This is a genomic window from Marivita sp. (assembly GCF_022763305.1).
Classification (GTDB): Bacteria; Pseudomonadota; Alphaproteobacteria; order Rhodobacterales; family Rhodobacteraceae; genus Marivita.
The window spans coordinates 18,957-38,396 of sequence record NZ_JALEGT010000066.1; the positions used below are offsets into that span (position 1 = coordinate 18,957).

The following is a 19,440-nucleotide window of genomic DNA, read 5'->3' on the forward strand; positions in this document are numbered from 1 at the left end:
CTCAGGCGGCCTGCTCGGCCTCGATGGTGCGGCTGACCATCTGGCGAAACAGCTTCGCCCCCGCGTCCAATCCAAGATCAATATAGGGTGTGGCCGGGTCCTTCATACCGCGATGCACCTGTTCCAGGACCACGCGATCCTCTTCGAACGCCATGCGTGCGCCTGCGTTCATGCGTTCTGACACCTCTTTGTCATGTGGATCGGTATTGCGGTGCTGGAACCAGAAATAGCGGGTCTTGTCCTCGGTGATCGGGGTCATGAAATTGTACGAGATGTTGATCAGCGTGGTCTCAACCGGGGTGCTGTCCGGCCCGCCGGTGCCCGGAGGTGTGTAGATCGACTTGTTCAGGCCGATCCCCGGAAGGCACATCTCGTAATGCTGGAGCCTGTCACAGATCCCATCGAACTTCACAAGCTTGGCATAGTAGGGCGAGGGCGGCTGACCATAGATCCAGCGCGCAACAATCACCCCGCGGTCGGTCTTGCTGACATCGAGCGGCCCGTCATCGGTGCCCGCCCCGGCAAACGAGGTGACATGTACCCATGCCACATGACTCGGGTCCAGAAGGTTGTCGCAGACCCAGAGATAATGACAATCGATGTCCATCACCCCTCCATCGGTCGTGCCCCAGTCCGGGCTGTCGTAATTCTCGATGGGGAAGATCAGGTCGGGATCGGCCTTGTCCGGATCGCCCATCCAGATCCAGAGCAGGCGATACCGGTCGACAACGGGATAGGATTTCACCACGGCACGGCGCGGGATCTGGCCGCGCTGGGTTGGTGCATCGACGCAGGCTCCGGAGCAGTCGAAGGTCAGGCCATGATAGCCGCATTCGACGGTATCCCCCCGCAGATTGCCTGCGGACAGCGGCAGTTTGCGATGCGGGCACGCATCTTCGAGGGCGACAGGCGATCCCGCCTCGGTGCGATAGATGACGACGTTTTCCCCAAGATAGGTTTCCGCCTTGAGCGACCGTCCATATTCGCTGGACCAACCGGCCACATACCACGCATTCCTGATGAACATGGGGTTCCTTTCCTGCATCGCGTGCAGGCAGCTTGCCCCGGAACGCCACGCGGCACCAGTGCGCACAACTGATTTTCGGGATTACCCAGGCTAATCGTGGAGATGGCCGGCATAAAGGCGCGCGTGGTCTTGTGCCTGTATCCGGGCCTCGGTTGTGATCCAGTCGAGGAACAGCGCGATCTTGCGGGCGCGGCGCTGGTCTTCGGGATAGACCAACCAGTAGTTCAGGGGGGAGGGCACACTGATCGGAAACGGCTGCACCAGCCGACCATCGCGCAACGCGTCCATGACCAGCGGGCTGCGCCCCATGGCCACGCCGTCCCCCTGGATCGTCGCCTGAACCACCATGTTGGACTGGCTGAAGCTGCGAATGCGGGCGGGCGTCGGCAGGCTCTGACCGGTTTCCCGCGCCCAGTATTCCCATGTGGGAAGGTCTGTCGTTGTCGGGGCGAATTCGTCCCGGATCTGGGTGTGGTGCGCCAGATCGGCAACATGGCGCAGCGGTTTCGCACCCGACAGCAGACCGGGGGCACAGACTGGGCACAAAGTTTCGTGCATGAGAGGAATGACGGCAAAACCGGGGAAATCGCCGGTGCCGTAGCGGATCGCGATGTCGGCCTCGGCCCGCGCGACACCCCGCAGCCCTGTATCGGTGGTAATGGAAATGGCGAAATCCGGGTGGGTCTGGTCAAAACTCAGAAGGCGCGGAAACAGCCAGATGAAGGCAAAGCCGGGATGGCAGCTGATGACGATCGTGCGGTCGTCACGCTGCTTGTCGCGGATGTCCTCGCAGACCTCCGAGATTTGGCCCAACCCGTCCGCGATGCTGAGAGCGAGGCGTGCGCCGTCCCGCGTGGGAAGCGACCGCTTGGGACCGCGTGTGATCAGGTCATGCCCAAGCCATTCCTCGAGCGCCTTCACGTGCTGGCTCACGGCGCTCTGGCCGACGCCAAGCTCTTCGGCAGCCTCGGAAAAACTGCCATGGCGGGCCACCGCCTCGAACGCCCTTAGCGCCGCGTAGGGAAGATTCAAGATCATATTAGCTGCACTAATGCATTTCATGCGGCCTTTCAATTGGTGAGCGCCGCGCCGCGATCTTAACCTTTTGTCACAGGAGGCCACAGGATGACGGCACAGGCAGGCGCGTTCAACATGCTGACGCACTGCGCGCAGGCGCAGCGCGGCGAGCACCTTCTGGTGGCCTACGAGCCGGCCGAGTACGGGTATTTCGACGCCCAGGTCCTCAATGCCGTGGTGCGGACGGCCCGCGAGATGGGGCTGCAGGTCAAGACGGTGAATGTCGGCTTCGATCCCGATGCAACCCGGCTTCCCGATGCGCTGCGGACCCAGATCGACAAGGCGGACCTTGTCGTCTTTCTTGCCCGGTTGGGGGATCAGCTGCGCTTTTCCGACATGCCGCCGGGCAAACGGATCGTTGTCAGCTTCGCCCTCGACGAGGGGCTGCTGGGGTCTGGCTTCGGCACAACGTCCTACGGCGCGTTCGTCGCGCTGAAGGCGTTGATCACCGACAGTCTCGACCGTGCCGCAACCGTTCGCGTGACCTGTCCCAACGGGACGGATGTGGTCGGTGCGCCGGCGATGCCCCGCGACGAAGAGGGCGACACGACCGTGCTGCGCTTTCCGATGTCGGTGTTCAAACCCGTGCCAGCGCACAGCTTTTCGGGGCGCGTGGCCCTGTGCGGTTTCCTGACGGGTACCGGCTCGCATTACTATGACGACTACACACTGGAATTCGAGGGTCGCGTGATGGCCTATCTCGGGCACGGTCGGGTGCTGGGCTTTGACGGCAGCCCGCGCGATGTTGCGGCGGCCAATGCGCATTACGACCGTGTCGCGGCCCATCTCGGGATCGAGCGCAATTTCGTCCATTCATGGCACGCAGGCATTCATCCCGGATGCGGCTACCTGCAAGAGGCGAAGGCGAATTACGAACGCTGGGGCGGTGCCGCCTTTGGCAATCCGCGCATCCTGCACTTCCACACCTGCGGGGCCTATGCCCCGGGCGAGATTTCCTGGAACGTTCTGGACCCGACCATCTGGATCGACGGTGTTCCCGTCTGGGATCACGGCGTGTTCCACCCCGCGCGTCTGGCGGGAGGGCAGGCCATTCTGGACTCCTATCCCGATGCTGCGGCAATTTTTGCGCATCCCGACACGCATGTCGGCCTGACCGCATGGGATGCGCTGACCGGGCCAACCCGCGCCCTTGAGACGGTGTCCTAGGACCTGCGCCGTTCCAGCCTGCGGAACAGCATCGACAAGCCGAAGCAGATCACGAAATAAAACGCCGCCGTGGTGATCCACGCCTCGAAGATCAGGCGCGTGGACGCCACAAGCTCGACCGTCTTGAAGGTCAGCTCCTGCACGGAAATGAGCGAGATGATCGCACTGTCCTTGATCAGGGTGATGAACTGGTTCGCCATGGGCGGCATCACCTTGTGCATGGCCTGTGGCAGCACGATGTAGCGCATCTCCTGATACCGGCTCATGCCGATGGATCGCGCCGCTTCGCGCTGGCCCTTCGGGATCGACTGAATGCCCGCGCGGACGATCTCGCCGACAAAGGCGCTTTCGAACAGGGCCAGCACGATCACACCCGAGATGAGCGAGGGAAAGCGGCGCATGTCGCCGAAGAAGAATTCCCAGACTGCACGGTTCTCGGACCGGGCAATCTCGCGCGCCCAGCTTTCGATATTGAGCGCGGTGATGAGTTGCTGCGACAGGAAGAAAAAGAAGATGAAGATCACCACCACGGGTGGGATGTTGCGCAGGAATTCCAGATAGGTGCGCGCCAGCATGCGGATGGTGAGGTTCTTGGCGCAGCGCGCGATGCCAAGGATCGTGCCCAGTATGACTGCAAGAATGCTCGCGTAGATCGAGATGCGAATGGTCGCGATCAACCCTTGCAGCAGGACGTTGGCGAACCATTCCTCGCGCACTGTGTGGTAGCGTAGGATGTAGTTGGGGATCAGGTGCCAGCGCCAGTTGTAGTTCAGCGTGCCTTCGATCTTCCACCAGATATAACCGAAGAATCCCAGCACCACGGCAAGGACAAGCCAGTCGAGCCAGTGCAGTTTCTTCAGTCGGTTCAGCACATCATTTGCCTTTGCAAAGCCGCCCCCCGACGGCTGGTCGGGGGGCGTGTGTCGCTTATTCCGGAACCAGTTCGGCCCAGTCGTCGCCACGGAACCAGTAGTCATGGCGTTCCTTCAGCCAGCCGGTGTTCGTTTTGGCGGTGATCCAGCTGTTGAAGAAGGCCAGCGCGTCGGGATCGCCCTTGCGCACGGCAAAGCCTTCGCCACCCGCCTGGAATGCCCGATCGAAGGGCACGCTCAGCACGTCGGGATAGCGGCGCGCCTCGCTGGACGGGGTGGGCTCGGACGCCATGGTCGCGTGGGCATTGCCGTTCAGCACTTCCTGCGTCGCCGCACCGTCCTCGTCAAAAAGCAGCAGCTGCGCTTCCGGGAACATGTCTGCGATCACGGTCGCAGGCGTGGCCCCCCGACGGGCGGCAAAGGTGACGTCCGGGCTGTTGTAATCCTCGAGCGTGAAGCCTTCGGTCATGGCCGTGTTGGCAAGAATGGTCATGCCCGAATAGGCATAAGGCACGGTGAAGTTGACCGTCAGGTTGCGCTGGGGTGTGATCGTCATGCCGCTGATGATCGTGTCGAAATTGCCCGCGACCAGTGCCGGGATGATGCCATCCCACGAGGTCGGAACGAATTCCACCTCGACGCCCATGTCCTCGGCCAACTGACGGCCCACATCGAGCTCGAACCCAATCAGATCGCCATTCAAGTCGCGCATGGACCACGGCTTGAAGAGCGACAGGCCGATCTTGATGACACCGCGCTCCTTGATGGTTTCGATCACGCTTGCAGAGGCAACCTCCTGCGCTGTGCTCTGGGCCAGCGCGGGCAGGCCCGCCGTGGCCAGGGTTGCGCCAAGGGCGGCGCCTAGAAATCGTCTTGTGATATTCATGGATGAACTCCCTGTTCAGAAAATGCGCCTTGACGGCGCGGGTTATGTGTCAACGGCGTATCGTTTCTCGACATAGGACACGCCGACGGACAGGATCAGCGTCACCGCCATGTAGACGGCGGCGATGGTGAACCAGACTTCGAAACTCATGTAGGTTTCCGAGATGATGTTGCGCCCGATGGTGGTCAGCTCGGCGACCGCAATCACGCTGACGATGGCCGAGGACTTGACCATGTGCACAACCTCGCCGGTCATCGGCGGCAGCATGAACCGGATCGACTGCGGCAGGATGATATAGCGGTACGCCTGTCCTTTCGACATGCCGATCGAGGTGGCCGCTTCCCACTGGCCCTTGGGCACCGCATTGATACCGGCGCGGAAAATCTCGGAAATCAGGACGGAATGGAACACGGCAAGGCAGAGAATGCTGGCCCAATACCGGTCAAAGCCGAAGATGGGTCCCAGCACGTAGTAGAAAAGGTAAAGCAGGACGAGGAGGGGGATGTTGCGGATCAGTTCGAGAAACCCGATCGACACCGCCGTGCAGACAACCAGTCCCGACAGGCGCAAGAGCGCCACGATCAGCCCCATCACGACGGCAAGCGCAAAGGCGAGGCCCGACAGGGTCAGGGTCTGGACCAGACCGATGCTGATCTCGCCCCATTGGAACCCGTCGTCGGTGAAGGAATAGAAATACTGCGGGATGCGATACCACTGCCAGTTGTAGCCCATGGCCTGCGCGCCGCTATAGGCCAGCCAGACGATTCCGCCGATGATCACGCTGTAGGCCAGGATCGAGAACGTGACCGAGTCGATGGCCCGGGCAAGCGGTTGGCGTTGCGGCAAGGCCCGGCCCTTTGGCGTGTATGACGGCTCTGCAATGCTCATCCGTGATCCAGAATCTGATCGAGGAAGGCGCGGCAGCGGGCGCTCTTGGGATTGGTGAAGAACACGTCAGGCGGGGCCGTCTCGACGATTTCGCCGGCGTCCATGAACACCATCGTGTCCGCGACCTTGCGGGCAAACCCCATTTCATGCGTCACCACGACCATCGTCATGCCGGTGTCTGCCAGTTCGACCATCACGTCCAGCACCTCGTTGATCATCTCGGGATCGAGAGCCGATGTCGGCTCGTCAAACAGCATGATCCGGCTCTGCATGCACAGCGAGCGGGCAATCGCCACACGCTGCTGCTGCCCCCCCGACAGCGCCGAGGGGTATTTGTCAGCCTGTTCTGGGATGCGGACGCGCTCCAGGTATTTGCGCGCGGTGCGTTCCGCTTCGGATGGGGACACCTTGCGCACCTTGATCGGCCCGATCGTCAGATTCTCCAGAACGGTCAGGTGCGGGAACAGGTTGAACTGCTGGAACACCATGCCGACCTCCTGGCGCAGCCGGTAGATCTGTTTGGACTCCTCGAAGACCTCGACCCCGTCGACGGTCAGCACGCCGGAATTGTGGAACTCCAGCCCATTGATGCAGCGGATCAGGGTGGATTTGCCGGAACCCGACGGGCCGCAGACGACCATGCGCTCGCCTTCGCGGACCGAAATCGAGATGTCCTTGAGGGCATGGAAGTCGCCGTAGAACTTGTCGACCCGGTCAAACGTGATGATCGGCGCGCTATCCGGCATGCAAAGCAGACATCTACAAACTTCCCCAGTGGCTGACGCCATCAAACCAAGGAAGTCCTTGCAGGTGCAAGGCAAAGTTTTGTTTCATTCGGTCGCGGCAGGTCTTCCCTGCCGGACTGACGCGAAACTGATCAGCGCATCGGCACGGGCTGTTGCACTTTTCCGTACGTTGGCGTCAGGTTGAAAAACTCGCCCCAAGGATGACCGCCGATGACCCAGACAAGCAGAGTGTCCCTGACGATTGATCTCGACCGGAGCGGCACGCAGGCGGGGGACGCGATGCTGCGCTGGTCCGACAACAGCACGCCGCTGGGGTATCACCCGATCCCTGTGGTCTCGATCAAGGGGACGGACGGGCCGGTGCTGCTGCTCGTCGGGGGCACACATGGCGATGAATTCGAAGGACCTTCGGCAATCATGCGCGTGCTGAACGCGATCAATCCGGCGGGGCTGCGCGGACAAATCATCGCGTTTCCCGCGCTCAACATGCCCGCCCTGGTCGCGTCGTCGCGGGTCTCGCCGCTCGATGGGGCAAACCTGAACCGCGCCTTCCCCGGGGATCGTGACGGCGGACCGACCGCGATGATCGCGCATTTCCTCGAAACCGAGATCCTGCCGCGATGCGATGCCGCCATCGACCTGCATTCGGGGGGCAAGGCATCGGTCTTTCAGCCCTGTGCCCTGCCGACCCAAACCACCGATCCCGCGCTTGCGGCGCGGAACATGGAACTGGCACAGCTGTTCGGTCTGCCACTGGTCTGGCGGCTCGGGGCGAACAACGACAACCGGTCCGTGAATTCCGCAGCAGAGCGGGTGCGGGTGCCGATGATCGCCGCAGAACTCGGCGGCGGCGGTGGGGTTGATCCTGCCATCACAGACATGGCCGAGACGGGGATGTGGAACATCCTGCGCCACCTGGGCATGGTGGAGGGCGAGGTGCACCACCCGCCGATACCCCGCGTGGTCGAAATACGCGACCCCGGCGCATCGCTCTATGCCACCGCGCAAGGGCTGTTTGACCGTGCGCTGGCCGCAGGACAGGACGTGCGCGCCGGTGATTTCGCCGGCTGGTTCCACCATGTGACCGAACCCGAACGTCCCTCCATCCGGCTGACGATACCGCAGGACGGGTTGATCCTCGCCCACACCAATCGCGGGCTGGTGTCGCGCGGGGACCTGTTGCTTCTGGTCGTGCAGGACGTGGATCAGGCCTTGTAATACCCGACGATATCGCCGTCCGTCGTTGCCCCAAGACCGTTCAGCAAGCGGTTGGAATAATTGAAATAGGCGCAGACCTGATTGACCTCGAGGATCTCTCCGTCCTCGCATCCCGCGATCTTGAGCGCTTCGAAATCCGATTTGACCATCTTGCCCACCGAGACCGTCAGCTTGGCCGCGTAACGCAGCAGGGCCAGCTCCTTGCCGTCGAATTCGTCCTCGGGCCGGTGCGCCTTGAGCGCGGTGAAGATGCGGTCGGATCGGGGCTGATCCTTGAGAAGGTTGCGCACGTTCATGAAATGATGCGTCAGCGAATAGGTGCAGTCATTCAGGATCGACGTGTAGCTGGCCACCACTTCGAGAAACCAGAAGGGCAGCGTGTTGTCGTCTGAATGCAGCACCGATCGGTAAAGCGCCACATGCCCGTGCATGGTCTCCGGGCGCAGCGAATGCACGCGCATCACCGTATCCACCGTGCCATGCGGGGTGCGGGCATGGTCCAGCAATTCCTTCAACCGGGGAGAGGCGTCTTCGTCCGAGATCATCTCGATCCATGCGCTCATGGCAGGCTCCTGTGTTCAGTGAGGGTTGGAACGAGTGTAAACCGCGCGGCGCCGCACAGGCGAGGTCCTTTGACCAACCGCCTGTCTGCGCTCAGCCGCGCGCATCCTCGAGGATGAGGTCCGACGCCTTTTCGCCCACCATGATGGCGGGGGCGTTGGTGTTGCCCGTCGGGATGGACGGGAAGATCGACGCATCCGCCACCCGCAGCCCGTCGACACCCCGCACCCTGAGCCTTGGATCCACGACCGAGGTCGCCGGATCGCTGCCCATGCGGCAGGTCGAACATTGGTGAAACACGGTCCATGCGGTCTTGCGGATATAGGCCTCAAGGCCCGCGTCATCATCGACCGCGGCACCGGGCAAAAGTTCGCTTTCGATGACGGCGCTCATCGCCGGGGTTGCTGCAATCTGGCGCATCAGTTTGCTGCCGGCCAGCATCAGGCTGCGGTCATATTCGGTGGAAAGGTAATTCGGGTGCAGTTCGGGCGGCGTGAACGGATCGGCCGAACGGATCTGCAGATGCCCGACGCTGGTGGGCTTGCACGGGTTGAATCCTATCAACAGGCCGGGGAAGGGGTCAGGGCTCATCAAGGGCCGCACACCGACAGGGGCACGGGTGTAGCTGACCGGCGAGAAGTAAAGCTGCAGGTCGGGGCCGGGCGAGTCCTCGCGCACGCGGATGAACCCGCCACCCTGATTGAGGCTGAGCGACAATGGACCCTTGCGGTTCAGCGCGTAGTGTAGCGCGACCTTCACCTTGCCAAGCAGCGGGCGCAGTTCCTGATTGAGGCTTGCGACCTTCGACACAAAGAGGTTGTCGCTGCCCAGATGGTCCTGAAGGTTCCGGCCCACCTGAGACGCGTCCAGCCGCACGTCGATGCCGTGGTCCCGCAGAACCTGTCCCGGCCCGATGCCCGAGAGTTGCAGCAGTTGCGGCGAGTTGATCGCGCCACCCGACAGGATCACCTCGGCCCGGGCGCGGGCGGTCTTGGTCTGGCCCTTGTGGCGGTATTCAACACCGATGGCGCGGCTGCCTTCGAAGAGAACGCGGGTCACATGCGCGCGCGTGCGGATGTCGAGATTGGGGCGCGTGCGGGCGGGATCGAGGTAGCAGCGTGCAGCCGAGGCGCGGAAGCCACCCTTCGTGGTGATCTGGTAGGTCGTGGCGCCTTCCATGTCGGGACCGTTGTAATCCGGGTTCGTCGGAAACCCGGCCTGAGCAGCAGCTTCAAGATAGACGCGGGTGAGCGGATGCACCTCGGACAGGACATCATGCACCGCCAGCGGGCCACCCGTGCCCCTCGCCGGGCTGGGCGCGCCGTCCCAGTTTTCCATCCGGCGAAACAGCGGCTCCACATCGGACCAGCCCCAGCCCGGGGCGACCGCGTTCCATTCTGCGTAATCGTTCTGGTGCCCGCGCACATAGACCATCGCGTTGATCGAGCTTGACCCGCCCAGCACCTTGCCGCGCGGCCAGTAGATCGGGCGATTGTCGAGATTGGGATCGGGTTCCGTGACGTATTTCCAATTGACCTTGGCATCGTAGAAGATCTTGCCGTAGCCGATGGGTATCTGGACCAGCGGGGTCTTGTCGGACCCACCGGCTTCGAGAAGAAGCACGGTGTATTTGCCTGAAGCCGTCAACCGGTTGGCCAGCACCGATCCGGCGGACCCGGCCCCGACGATCACGAAATCAAATGCGTCCAATCCTGTCCTCCGATGGGTCGCGGTTCGATTGTCCGGGGCGCGGTCCGCACAATCGGAATTTTCAGTGGCACAGCGTTAGATGGATCATTCTGGTCGTGCAAGCCGTCGCGGCACAGCCGGGATCATTTCGGCAATTGCTCCATCAGCCAGGATTGGAACTGTGTCGCCGTTTGGCTGGGTTCGACAATCGACAGGTAATAGCCTTCCTGGCTGGGGATCGACGCTGGATGCGCGCGTTCCACCAGCCCGGTCTCGAGCGCATGTCCGGCCAGCACGGCGCTGACCAGAGCCACCCCGTTGCCATGCACCGCCAATTGCAGCGCCATGCCGTAGGTGTCGGCAAACAGCGACGGCTGACGTGGCCCGCCCACCTTGTCCGACCACGCGCGCCAGCCGCTGGACGTGCCCACCGCTTCGATCAGCGGCACCGTGTCGAGCGTGCCTTGCAGCGTAGGGGATTTCAGCGCGATCAGGTTGTTGGGCTGCAAAGGCTGCGCATTGCGCCCGGCCTGTTTTGACGATCCGAACCGGATTTCGACATCGGCGCGGGCCGTGTGGAAATCGTCGGGCCAGATCGCGCTGAGAAGGCGTAATCGAATGTACGGATGGCGCGCGGTAAAGTCGGGCAGGCGCGGCGCGATGACCCATTGGGCGATGCTGACCGAGGTGGCGACGGTCAGCAGGTCCTCGACCGGCCCCGCCTCGAACCGGCTTGCCGCGCCTGCCAGCGCATCAAGCGCCGCGCTGATCTCGGGCAGAAGCCTGCGCCCGTCATCGGTGAGCATCAAACCTCGCGCCTGACGGACGAAAAGCGGCACGCGCAAGCGCATCTCGAGCGACTTCACCTGCTGGCTGACGGCGGATTGCGTGAGGCCGATTTCCTCGGCAGCGGCGGTAAAGCTCAGATGCCGGGCGGCTGCCTCGAACGAGCGGAACCATGTGAGTGGAGGAAGGGATTTAGCCATGGGTCAAATCAGCCATTACTGTTATTAACACCTAGCCCCGCAATTCATTCGTTTGTCAAAGATTTTGCCGGTTCCTAGTGTCGCCCTCAGCGAACAGGAGACCGACATGACACCAGAAATCCGCAAGATCGTGACCTATGACGAAGAGGTGCTGATCGAAGGGTTCAAAGCGGCTGAAACCCCGTGGCGCATGTTTGCCGTGGCGGCGGTTGTCCGGAACCCGTGGGCGGGGCGCTATGTCGAAGACCTGACCCCGGAAATCCGCGCCTATGGTCCGGTTCTGGGCGAGATGATGACCGAGCGGATGCTGCGGCTGGCGGGCGGTGGCGACGCAATCGAGGCATATGGCAAGGCGGCGGTCGTGGGTCTGGATGGCGAGGTCGAACATGCCTCGGGCCTGATCCACACGCTGCGCTTCGGTAACTTCTACCGGCAGGCGGTCGGGGCCAAGTCGTACCTTGCCTTTACCAACACGCGCGGCCCGGCAAATGCGCCGATCATGGTGCCGCTGATGGACAAGAACGATGCCGGGCGGCGGTCGCATTACCTGACCATCCAGTTCGCCATTCCCGACGCGCCGCGCGCGAACGAGATTGTCGTCGTGCTGGGTGGAGCCACGTCGGGACGGCCGCATCACCGGATTGGGGATCGGTATCAGGACCTCAAGGATTTGGGCCATGACCTGGACAACCCGGCCGCGGTCTGACCGGGCGGGCCTTGCCGCGATCGAGGCGGGAGCTGGTGCGCAGATCGTGCTGTTGCACGGCGTGGGCCTTCGGTCCGAGGCGTGGAACCGGCAGATCGACGCCTTGGCAGCACGGTATCACGTCACCGCACTCGACATGCCGGGGCATGGGGATAGCTCTGTTCGGGCGGGTGTGACAAGCGTGTCGGACTACACCGATGCGGTGCTCGCTGCCCTCGAAGGCCCTGCATTGGTGGTCGGCCATTCGATGGGCGCGATGATCGCGCTGGACCTCGCGGTGCGGGCGCCGGATCAGGTCAAGGGTGTCGTCGCGCTGAACGCGGTTTTCGAGCGGAGCGCCGAGGCCGCGCGCGCGGTGCAGGCGCGGGCGGAGGAGTTGGATGGCGTCACCGTGGCCGACCCGACAGGCGCTTTGGCGCGCTGGTTCAGCACCGACGACACGCCCGAACGCGCGGCGTGCCATGACTGGCTCTGCTCCGTGACACAAGCAGGCTACAAGGCGGCCTATACCGCCTTCGCCCACAACCCCGGCCCGCGCCGCGCGGACTTGGCGCGTCTCTCCTGTCCCGCGCTCTTCATGACCGGCGCGTTGGAGCCGAATTCGACCCCCGCGATGTCCGAGGCGATGGCGGCGCTGGCCCCCAAGGGCCGCGCGATCATCGTGCCGGGTGCGGCGCATATGATGCCGATGACCCATCCCGAGGTGGTGAACGCGGCCCTGTTGGATTTCGCGGCCGAGGTTTTGTTGTGACCCCGGCTGATCTTGCCTACTTTCAGAAAAGGACCTGAGACATGGAGTTCTCGCTTTTCGTGCATATGGAACGCCTGACGCCGGACCAGCCGCATGACCAGTTGAACGAGGAGTTCATCGCGCTGTGCAAGATGGCGGACGACGCCGGGATGCGGGCGGTCTGGACAGGTGAGCATCACGGGATGGAGTTCACCATTGCGCCCAACCCCCTGATGTCGCTGGTGAATGTCGCGCATCATACCAAGAATGTGCGGCTGGGCACCGGCACGGTGATCGCGCCCTTCTGGCATCCGATCAAGCTGGCCGGAGAGGCCGCGTCGGCGGACCTGCTGACCGGTGGGCGGATCGAGTTGGGCATCGCGCGGGGGGCGTACACGTATGAATACCAACGCCTGCGGCCCGGCATGGATGCGTGGGAAGCCGGGCAGCGCATGCGGGAAATAACGCCACTGCTGCGCAAACTGTGGACGGGGGATTGTGCGCATGAGGGCGAGTTCTTCCAGTTCCCGTCCACCACGGCTTCGCCCAAGCCTGTGCAACCCGATGGCCCGCCGATCTGGATCGCCGCGCGGGATCCGAACAGCCATGAGTTCGGCGTTCACAACGGGTTCAACATTCAGGTCACGCCGCTCTGGATGGGGATGGAGGAGATCGAAACCCTGATGGGCCGCTTCAACGCCGCTTGCGCCAGCTATGATGGGCCGCGCCCGAAGATCATGCTGTTGCATCACACCTATGTCGGCGCGGATGCCGATGATGTGGCGGTTGCGGCTAGGGAATTGTCGCGGTTTTATTGCTATTTCGGGGCATGGTTCCAGAACAAGCGCCCGGTCAGCCAAGGCTTGATCGCACCGCTCACCGAGGATGAGATGGCGGCAAATGCGCTGATGGCGCCCGAGAACATGGCGCGCGACCTGACCATCGGGACAGCGGATCAGGTTGTGGATCGGATCAAGACATACGAGGATCTGGGCTATGACGAATATTCGTTCTGGATCGACAGCGGCATGAGTTTCGAGCGCAAACGCGCATCCCTGGCGCGCTTCATCGACGACGTGATGCCGGCTTTTGAGTGAGAGATGTTATGACCCAGCTACCGCATTATCCGCTTTTCATAGACGGTGCCTGGACCGAAGGAGGCAGCGGGCAGGTGATGCGGTCGCAGAACCCGGCGACGGGCGCGGATTGGGCGACATTCGCCTGCGCGGATGCGGGGGATGTGGACCGTGCGATTGTAGCGGCAAAGCGGGCGCTGAACGATCCGGCTTGGCGCGACATGACCCAGACGCAGCGGGGCAAGCTGCTCTATCGTCTGGCGGATCTGATTGCGGAACATGCGCAGGAGATTGGCCGGATCGAGACCACGGACAGTGGCAAGCTCTTGGCAGAGACCGCAAGCCAGACCGGCTATGTTGCGGATTACTATCGCTATTATGCGGGTCTTGCGGACAAGATCGAAGGGGCGGTTCTGCCCATCGACAAGCCGGACATGCATGTCTTCACCCGTCGTGAACCAATTGGTGTCGTGGTGGCCATTGTGCCTTGGAACGCGCAGATGTTCCTCACCGCGACCAAGCTGGGTCCGGCCTTGGCGGCGGGCTGCACCGTGGTGCTCAAGGCGTCGGAAATCGCGCCTGCGCCGATGCTGGAATTTGCGCGGTTGATCGAACAGGCGGGCTTTCCGCCCGGTGTGGTGTCGGTGATCACCGGCGATGCAGAGAACTGCGCGATCCCGCTGACCCGTCATCCCGATGTGGACCGGATTGCCTTTACCGGCGGGCCGGAAACGGCGCGGCATGTTGTGCGCAATTCGGCCGAAAATTTCGCCGTGACGACGCTGGAACTGGGCGGGAAATCCCCGATCCTCGTGTTCGAGGATGCCGATCTGGATGGCGCGGCCAACGGGCTGATCGCGGGCAATTTCGGCGCGTCGGGGCAAAGCTGCGTCGCGGGCAGTCGCGGCTTGGTGCACCGATCTGTGATGGACGACCTGATCGCGCGGATCGAGTCGAAGATGGCGGGCGTTGTGATTGGCGACCCGCTGGAGGCGGCAACGCATGTGGGTCCGCTTTGCACCGAGGCGCAGGTCAGGCGGATCGAGGCCACCCTGGCGGCAGCGGTTGAGGGTGGTGCGCACATCCGGTTCGGCGGGGCGCGTCTGGACCGGCCCGGCAATTACATGGCCCCCACGCTGGTTCAGTGCGCCGATGCCGGGACCGAAACGCTCAAGGTCGAGATGTTCGGTCCCGTCATGTCTCTCTTGCCGTTCGATACGGAAGACGAGGCCATCGCGCTGGCCAATGACACGCCGTTCGGCCTTGGATCGGGCGTCTTCACCCAGAACATCGCGCGGGCGCATCGGGTGTCGGCACGGATCAGGGCAGGGATTTGCTGGGTCAACACCTATCGCGCGGTGTCGCCCATCGCGCCCTTCGGCGGGTTCAACCAGTCCGGCTATGGGCGCGAAGCGGGGATCGAGGCGATCCATGACTATACCCGCACCAAGACGGTCTGGATCAGCACATCCGAGACCCCGATGGCCAATCCGTTTGTGATGCGCTGACACGGGCGCAGGGCTGGGCCGGGAAAAAGAGACATCTCAGTTGCAACTTTCGCAACCGCCCCCACATACGAGGTATTGGGGAAAGGTCTGTGAGATGTTGCGTGGTGAAAAAACCGTCACTCTGCCCTGCGGTCGGCCATTTCGTCTGGACCGATTGCGATCGGACGGGATTCTGACCCAGGCAGAGCTTGATTTCTGCCGGTCCGAAGGCATCCCGGTTGCCTTCGATCCGATGCAAAGCGGGTGGGTGCTGGCGCAGAGCGTGGATGATCTCTTTCCGAACGAGGTGGTCGACCCGACCCATCCCCGGGCGACCCGCAGGCATACGGATATCGGTCTGCACCTTCATCTGCGCCCGTGGGAGCGTCGGGATGCGCCGCGTCTGGCCGATCTTCTGGATGATCCGGTCCTTTGGGAGACCCTGCCGGAACCTTATCCGGACCCTGTGACCACCGAAATGGCCGAAGCGTTGATCGAGATTTCCAATGCGGGATCACACCATCAGGTGCTCGCCATTCTCTTTGACGATGTCCCCGTCGGACAGGTGCGGCTGCACTGGGAAGACGACCGTGCCTCAGGTGTCGCGGAACTCAGTTACTGGATCGGGCGCAGCTATTGGGGGCAGGGGTTCGCGCGGGCGGCCATCACCACCTTCGTGAAGCAATCCTTCGCGGAAGATGCGTTGCTCATGCGCCTTATCGCCAGAGTCAAACAGGGCAATACTGCCTCTCGGCGGGTGCTGGACCGGGCGGGGTTCCGGTCAGGCGGACTGGCGCAACCCGGCTGGGACCTGTTTCTGCGCGAGCGCTAAGGCTCAAGGGGCCCGGCCCGCACTGGCAGGCCGGGCGTCGGCTAGTGCAAGCGCCGCGCCGGTTGGGGCTTGGGCGGGTGCAGCGCAGCCGATGGGTGGTCTGCCAGTGCTTTCATCGCAGACCCGATACGGGCGGCCATCAGGGCGATGGGTTCCGCGTGATGTGCTGGCAGAATGAGGCTCGCGATCATCGCGGCTTCGGCCAGATCGCCTTTGGCCGCTTCATGGACCAGCAGGCGCAGGACAGCTTCGTCCGATCCGATGCAGGCACAGCCGGTCCCGTGCCGCACGAGCGGGCGACGGGCGGCACTGAGCAGACGGGACAGGAATGTTTCGAACTGGCGCAATTCATCGCGACCGCGCGCGGGACCAAAGCAGCGGGCAAAATCCGACCAGACCTCGGCCTGACCGTCGGGCCCGTCCATCCAGAGACGCGTTGACAGAATCAGGGTCGCTTCCCAGGCGGGAAGGTCGCCCAGATGTCCGACCACGCTGCGACCGGGGAAATCCGACATATCCTTCATTTCGTGAGGATCAGCTTGCCGGCGCGGGTGATCCGCAGCGTGTAGACCTGTCCGTCGAGCACAAGCTCTGCGGTGTGCCCGTTCGGGATGAGGTCCCGCGCATTGTAGACGGGCGCGCTGCCCGACCCATCGGCGCCGCGAGACCCGGGAAGATGCTGCATGAGGCTCATGGCGTGTCCACCTTTTGCGTCTGGCGGTCGCGCTGCATGTCGATCAGCTGTTCCAGGGCAAAACCTTCGATGCTGCCCAGATCGTTGTTCGACTGGATGAGATCGCGCCACCCAAGGGCGCTCTCCCTGCTGTTGGTTCCATGGGATTTCGGCTCGCGTGTCGTCACAGGTCAGTCCTTTCCTCTGACATCCGGGCTGCCGTGCGGGTGGCTGGGATGACGGTTTCAGCGGCGCGTGTCGGCGGCGCCTTCAATGGGGGTATCTAATTTAATCCTACAATTTTAGTCAAGATAATTTGCGCCGCACTGAATGCCTCGTCCCTGACGATCAGACGGGTCGGTTTGCGCATCCGGAAAAAGCCGGTTTCAGATAAATGTTTATGTTTCGGCTGCCCTTGATCTCGCCGGAAATTACTGCATACCTTCGGAGTGCTTGAAAATCATGCATCCTGAGGGAAAATTTGCAGAGCATCGGAGAAGCCCTGGGACTGGCCATCGCGCTCGTATTGTCCGGCGATCCCGATCTGCTGGAAATCGTTCTGCTGTCCTTGCGGGTCAGCCTGACGGCGACGGTGATTGCCTGCATGATCGGTCTCCCGATTGGTGCCTTGGTGGCGATTGGGCGCTTCCGTGGTCGCAATGCGGTGCTCATCCTGATGAATGCGCTGATGGGTCTGCCGCCGGTGGTCGTGGGGCTTTTGGTCTATCTGTACCTGTCGCGGTCCGGACCGCTGGGTTTCCTTGGGCTGCTGTACACACCAACCGCCATGATCATCGCGCAGACCATTCTGATCGCGCCCATCGTCGCCGCGCTGTCACGGCAGGTGATCGAAGACCTCCATGCCGAATATGCCGAGCAGTTCCGGTCCTTGTGTCTGACGCGGCTGCAGACGGTGCAGGCGCTGCTTTGGGATGCGCGCTATTCACTGCTGACCGTTGGGCTGGCCGGCTTCGGGCGCGCGGTGGCCGAAGTGGGGGCGGTGATCATCGTGGGCGGCAATATCGACCATCTGACGCGGGTCATGACCACCGCCATCGCGCTCGAGACGTCGAAAGGGGATTTGGCGCTGGCGTTGGCGCTGGGGATCATTCTGCTTGTCATTGCGCTTGGCGTGAACGCGGCGGTGCAATCGGTGCGCATGACAGCCGCGCGGCAAGCTTATGTTTGATGCATCCGCAATGAAGTCCGACGCCGAGGACACCCCCACAGCCGACGCACCGATCCTGCCGGTGACCCTGCAGGGTGTGGCCCTGCGTCTGGGGGGGGCGTTTGTTCTGGAGGACGTCTCGCTCGAGCTGGGCCAGACCGGGTGCACCGCGATCATGGGATCGAACGGTGCCGGAAAAAGCCTGCTGCTGCGGATGATGCACGGCCTGATCGCGCCCACCTCCGGGGATATCCGCTGGGGCGGTGCGGCGCCGTCCGAGGTGATGGCACGTCAGGCGCTGGTATTTCAGAAACCGGTGCTGCTGCGCCGCTCGGTCGCTGCGAATATCGACTTCGTGCTCAAGGTTCGGGGGCAGGACAGGGCACAGCGCGATGCGCTGCTCGACCATGTCGGACTGCTGCACAAATCTGCCCAGCCCGCGCGCCTCCTGTCGGGCGGTGAAGCGCAGCGGCTGGCCCTTGCGCGGGCACTGGCCACCGAGCCGGAGGTGCTGTTTCTCGATGAACCCACGGCAAGCCTTGATCCCGCATCGGTCCTCGCCATCGAGCGGATCGTGTCCGACGCCCGATCGCGCGGCGTGCGCATCATTCTGGTGACGCATGATCTCGGGCAGGCGCGGCGCATGGCCGATGACGTGGTCTTCCTGCACAAGGGCCGTGTTGCCGAGCACAGCACGGCGCAGGCGTTTTTCCCCGATCCGCAATCCGATGCGGCGCGGGACTACCTGAATGGCAGACTTGTCGTCTGACACAATCTCACACAACCGAGGAGGGACCTATGTTCAAGAAACCTTTTGCCGCGACTGCCGTGGCGCTGATCATTGCCGGTGCGGCATCCGCACAGGACCAGTCGATCATCGTCCAGTCGACCACATCGACAGCCAATTCCGGGCTCTATGATTACCTTTTGCCGATCTTCCAGAACGAGACCGGTATCCAGGTGAACGTGGTTGCCGTCGGGACCGGTCAGGCGATCAAGAACGCAGAAAACTGCGACGGCGATGTGCTTCTGGTTCACGCCAAGGCGTCGGAAGAGAAATTCGTCGCGGATGGCTTTGGCACGGAACGCACCGACCTGATGTACAATGACTTCGTTGTCGTCGGACCTGCGGCCGATCCGGCGGGTGTTGCCGGCATGAATGACGTGCAGGGCGCGCTGGCCAAGATCGCGGAGTCGGAAGCGCCGTTCGCGTCGCGCGGTGACGACAGCGGCACCCACAAGGCGGAAATGGCGCTTTGGAAATCCGCAGACGTCGATCCGACGGCGGCCTCCGGCGGCTGGTATCGCGAAACCGGCTCGGGCATGGGCGCGACGCTCAACACGGGCATCGGCATGGGTGCCTATGTCATGACAGACCGGGCGACCTGGATCAGCTTCGAGAACAAGCAGGACTACAGCGTCGTCGTGGAAGGCGACCAGGACATGTTCAACCAGTATGGCGTGATCCCGGTGAACCCGGCGAAATGCCCGAGCGTGAATGTCGACGCGGCGCAGACCTTTGCAGACTGGCTGGTGTCGGCCGAGGGTCAGGAAGCGATCGCAGGTTTCAAGGTGGCTGATCAGCAACTGTTCTTCCCGAACGCACCGACCAACTGAGGTCAGGGGCAGGGGCGGCCCTGACGCCGCCCCT

At 62.9% G+C, this 19,440-nt stretch carries 22 protein-coding genes; 10 read left to right on the forward strand and 12 right to left on the reverse strand.

Annotated features, from left to right (window positions below):
* Position 1 precedes the first annotated feature (1 nt).
* Both MRY75_RS12975 and MRY75_RS12980 read right to left on the reverse strand, forming a co-directional pair.
* Positions 2–1,027, reverse strand: coding sequence for an aromatic ring-hydroxylating dioxygenase subunit alpha (locus tag MRY75_RS12975; RefSeq protein WP_292308433.1), 1,026 nt, complete (start codon positions 1,025–1,027; stop codon positions 2–4).
* 90 nt (positions 1,028–1,117) lie between these two features.
* Entirely contained in the window at positions 1,118–2,065 is a 948-nt protein-coding gene (locus MRY75_RS12980; RefSeq protein WP_292308434.1) for a LysR substrate-binding domain-containing protein, read from the reverse strand.
* Positions 2,066–2,152: 87 nt separating this feature from the next.
* Between MRY75_RS12980 and MRY75_RS12985 the strand changes: the two genes are divergently transcribed.
* Positions 2,153–3,271: a hypothetical protein gene (locus MRY75_RS12985; protein WP_292308435.1), complete on the forward strand. Its 1,119-nt coding sequence runs from the start codon at positions 2,153–2,155 to the stop codon at positions 3,269–3,271.
* Here the strand turns inward: MRY75_RS12985 and MRY75_RS12990 are convergent.
* Genes MRY75_RS12990 through MRY75_RS13005 form a run of 4 tightly spaced genes read right to left on the reverse strand, consistent with a single transcriptional unit; the run spans position 3,268 to position 6,663 of the window.
* Entirely contained in the window at positions 3,268–4,143 is an 876-nt protein-coding gene (locus MRY75_RS12990) for an amino acid ABC transporter permease (protein WP_292308436.1), read from the reverse strand. The genes MRY75_RS12985 and MRY75_RS12990 overlap by 4 nt on opposite strands.
* Before the next feature lie 55 nt (positions 4,144–4,198).
* The gene (locus tag MRY75_RS12995; protein WP_292308437.1) at positions 4,199–5,029 is read right to left on the reverse strand and encodes a transporter substrate-binding domain-containing protein; all 831 of its coding nucleotides are present in this window, start codon (positions 5,027–5,029) and stop codon (positions 4,199–4,201) included.
* 42 nt (positions 5,030–5,071) lie between these two features.
* The gene (locus MRY75_RS13000) at positions 5,072–5,917 is read right to left on the reverse strand and encodes an amino acid ABC transporter permease (RefSeq protein ID WP_292308438.1); all 846 of its coding nucleotides are present in this window, start codon (positions 5,915–5,917) and stop codon (positions 5,072–5,074) included.
* Positions 5,914–6,663 (reverse strand): amino acid ABC transporter ATP-binding protein, encoded by a 750-nt coding sequence (locus MRY75_RS13005; RefSeq protein ID WP_292308439.1) that lies wholly within the window; start codon positions 6,661–6,663, stop codon positions 5,914–5,916. Before MRY75_RS13005 ends, MRY75_RS13000 begins: the two co-directional genes overlap by 4 nt.
* A 210-nt stretch (positions 6,664–6,873) precedes the next feature.
* On the opposite strand from MRY75_RS13005, the gene MRY75_RS13010 reads away from it, so the two are divergent.
* Complete coding sequence (locus MRY75_RS13010; RefSeq protein ID WP_292308440.1) at positions 6,874–7,881, forward strand: succinylglutamate desuccinylase/aspartoacylase family protein; 1,008 nt, start codon at positions 6,874–6,876, stop codon at positions 7,879–7,881.
* Here MRY75_RS13010 and MRY75_RS13015 read toward each other — a convergent pair.
* The 3 genes from MRY75_RS13015 to MRY75_RS13025 form a co-directional block, all read right to left on the reverse strand.
* Complete coding sequence (locus MRY75_RS13015) at positions 7,869–8,444, reverse strand: carboxymuconolactone decarboxylase family protein (RefSeq protein ID WP_292308441.1); 576 nt, start codon at positions 8,442–8,444, stop codon at positions 7,869–7,871. The genes MRY75_RS13010 and MRY75_RS13015 overlap by 13 nt on opposite strands.
* Positions 8,445–8,535: 91 nt before the next feature.
* Complete coding sequence (locus MRY75_RS13020; RefSeq protein ID WP_292308442.1) at positions 8,536–10,152, reverse strand: GMC family oxidoreductase N-terminal domain-containing protein; 1,617 nt, start codon at positions 10,150–10,152, stop codon at positions 8,536–8,538.
* A gap of 122 nt (positions 10,153–10,274) precedes the next feature.
* Complete coding sequence (locus MRY75_RS13025; RefSeq protein ID WP_292308443.1) at positions 10,275–11,117, reverse strand: LysR family transcriptional regulator; 843 nt, start codon at positions 11,115–11,117, stop codon at positions 10,275–10,277.
* A gap of 106 nt (positions 11,118–11,223) precedes the next feature.
* On the opposite strand from MRY75_RS13025, the gene MRY75_RS13030 reads away from it, so the two are divergent.
* From MRY75_RS13030 to MRY75_RS13050, 5 genes are all read left to right on the forward strand, one after another.
* Positions 11,224–11,823 carry an amino acid synthesis family protein gene (locus tag MRY75_RS13030; protein ID WP_292308444.1) on the forward strand — a complete coding sequence of 200 codons (600 nt, stop codon included), beginning with the start codon at positions 11,224–11,226 and terminating at the stop codon, positions 11,821–11,823.
* Positions 11,795–12,574, forward strand: a complete 780-nt coding sequence (locus tag MRY75_RS13035) for an alpha/beta hydrolase (RefSeq protein ID WP_292308445.1) — start codon at positions 11,795–11,797, stop codon at positions 12,572–12,574. Before MRY75_RS13030 ends, MRY75_RS13035 begins: the two co-directional genes overlap by 29 nt.
* Positions 12,575–12,615: 41 nt before the next feature.
* On the forward strand, positions 12,616–13,650 hold the full coding sequence (locus MRY75_RS13040; protein WP_292308446.1) for an LLM class flavin-dependent oxidoreductase: 1,035 nt from the start codon (positions 12,616–12,618) through the stop codon (positions 13,648–13,650).
* An 8-nt stretch (positions 13,651–13,658) separates the two neighbouring features.
* Complete coding sequence (locus MRY75_RS13045; protein WP_292308447.1) at positions 13,659–15,137, forward strand: aldehyde dehydrogenase; 1,479 nt, start codon at positions 13,659–13,661, stop codon at positions 15,135–15,137.
* 94 nt (positions 15,138–15,231) lie between these two features.
* Entirely contained in the window at positions 15,232–15,948 is a 717-nt protein-coding gene (locus tag MRY75_RS13050; protein WP_292308448.1) for a GNAT family N-acetyltransferase, read from the forward strand.
* Between the two features lie 41 nt (positions 15,949–15,989).
* Here MRY75_RS13050 and MRY75_RS13055 read toward each other — a convergent pair whose 3' ends face one another.
* From MRY75_RS13055 to MRY75_RS13065, 3 genes are read right to left on the reverse strand one after another with little or no spacing between them, the layout of a single operon-like run.
* Complete coding sequence (locus MRY75_RS13055; protein ID WP_292308449.1) at positions 15,990–16,472, reverse strand: hypothetical protein; 483 nt, start codon at positions 16,470–16,472, stop codon at positions 15,990–15,992.
* Positions 16,469–16,633: a hemin uptake protein HemP gene (locus tag MRY75_RS13060; RefSeq protein ID WP_292308465.1), complete on the reverse strand. Its 165-nt coding sequence runs from the start codon at positions 16,631–16,633 to the stop codon at positions 16,469–16,471. The genes MRY75_RS13055 and MRY75_RS13060 overlap by 4 nt, the downstream gene beginning before the upstream one ends.
* Before the next feature lie 5 nt (positions 16,634–16,638).
* On the reverse strand, positions 16,639–16,809 hold the full coding sequence (locus MRY75_RS13065) for a hypothetical protein (RefSeq protein ID WP_292308450.1): 171 nt from the start codon (positions 16,807–16,809) through the stop codon (positions 16,639–16,641).
* Positions 16,810–17,102: 293 nt separating this feature from the next.
* Between MRY75_RS13065 and MRY75_RS13070 the strand changes: the two genes are divergently transcribed.
* The 3 genes from MRY75_RS13070 to MRY75_RS13080 are packed head-to-tail and all read left to right on the forward strand — an operon-like array spanning position 17,103 to position 19,406.
* On the forward strand, positions 17,103–17,810 hold the full coding sequence (locus MRY75_RS13070) for an ABC transporter permease (protein WP_292308451.1): 708 nt from the start codon (positions 17,103–17,105) through the stop codon (positions 17,808–17,810).
* Positions 17,803–18,558 carry an ATP-binding cassette domain-containing protein gene (locus tag MRY75_RS13075; RefSeq protein WP_292308452.1) on the forward strand — a complete coding sequence of 252 codons (756 nt, stop codon included), beginning with the start codon at positions 17,803–17,805 and terminating at the stop codon, positions 18,556–18,558. The genes MRY75_RS13070 and MRY75_RS13075 overlap by 8 nt, the downstream gene beginning before the upstream one ends.
* A gap of 29 nt (positions 18,559–18,587) precedes the next feature.
* A complete protein-coding gene (locus MRY75_RS13080) occupies positions 18,588–19,406 on the forward strand; it encodes a substrate-binding domain-containing protein (RefSeq protein WP_292308453.1) in 819 nt (272 codons plus the stop codon).
* The last annotated feature ends 34 nt before the right edge of the window (positions 19,407–19,440 follow it).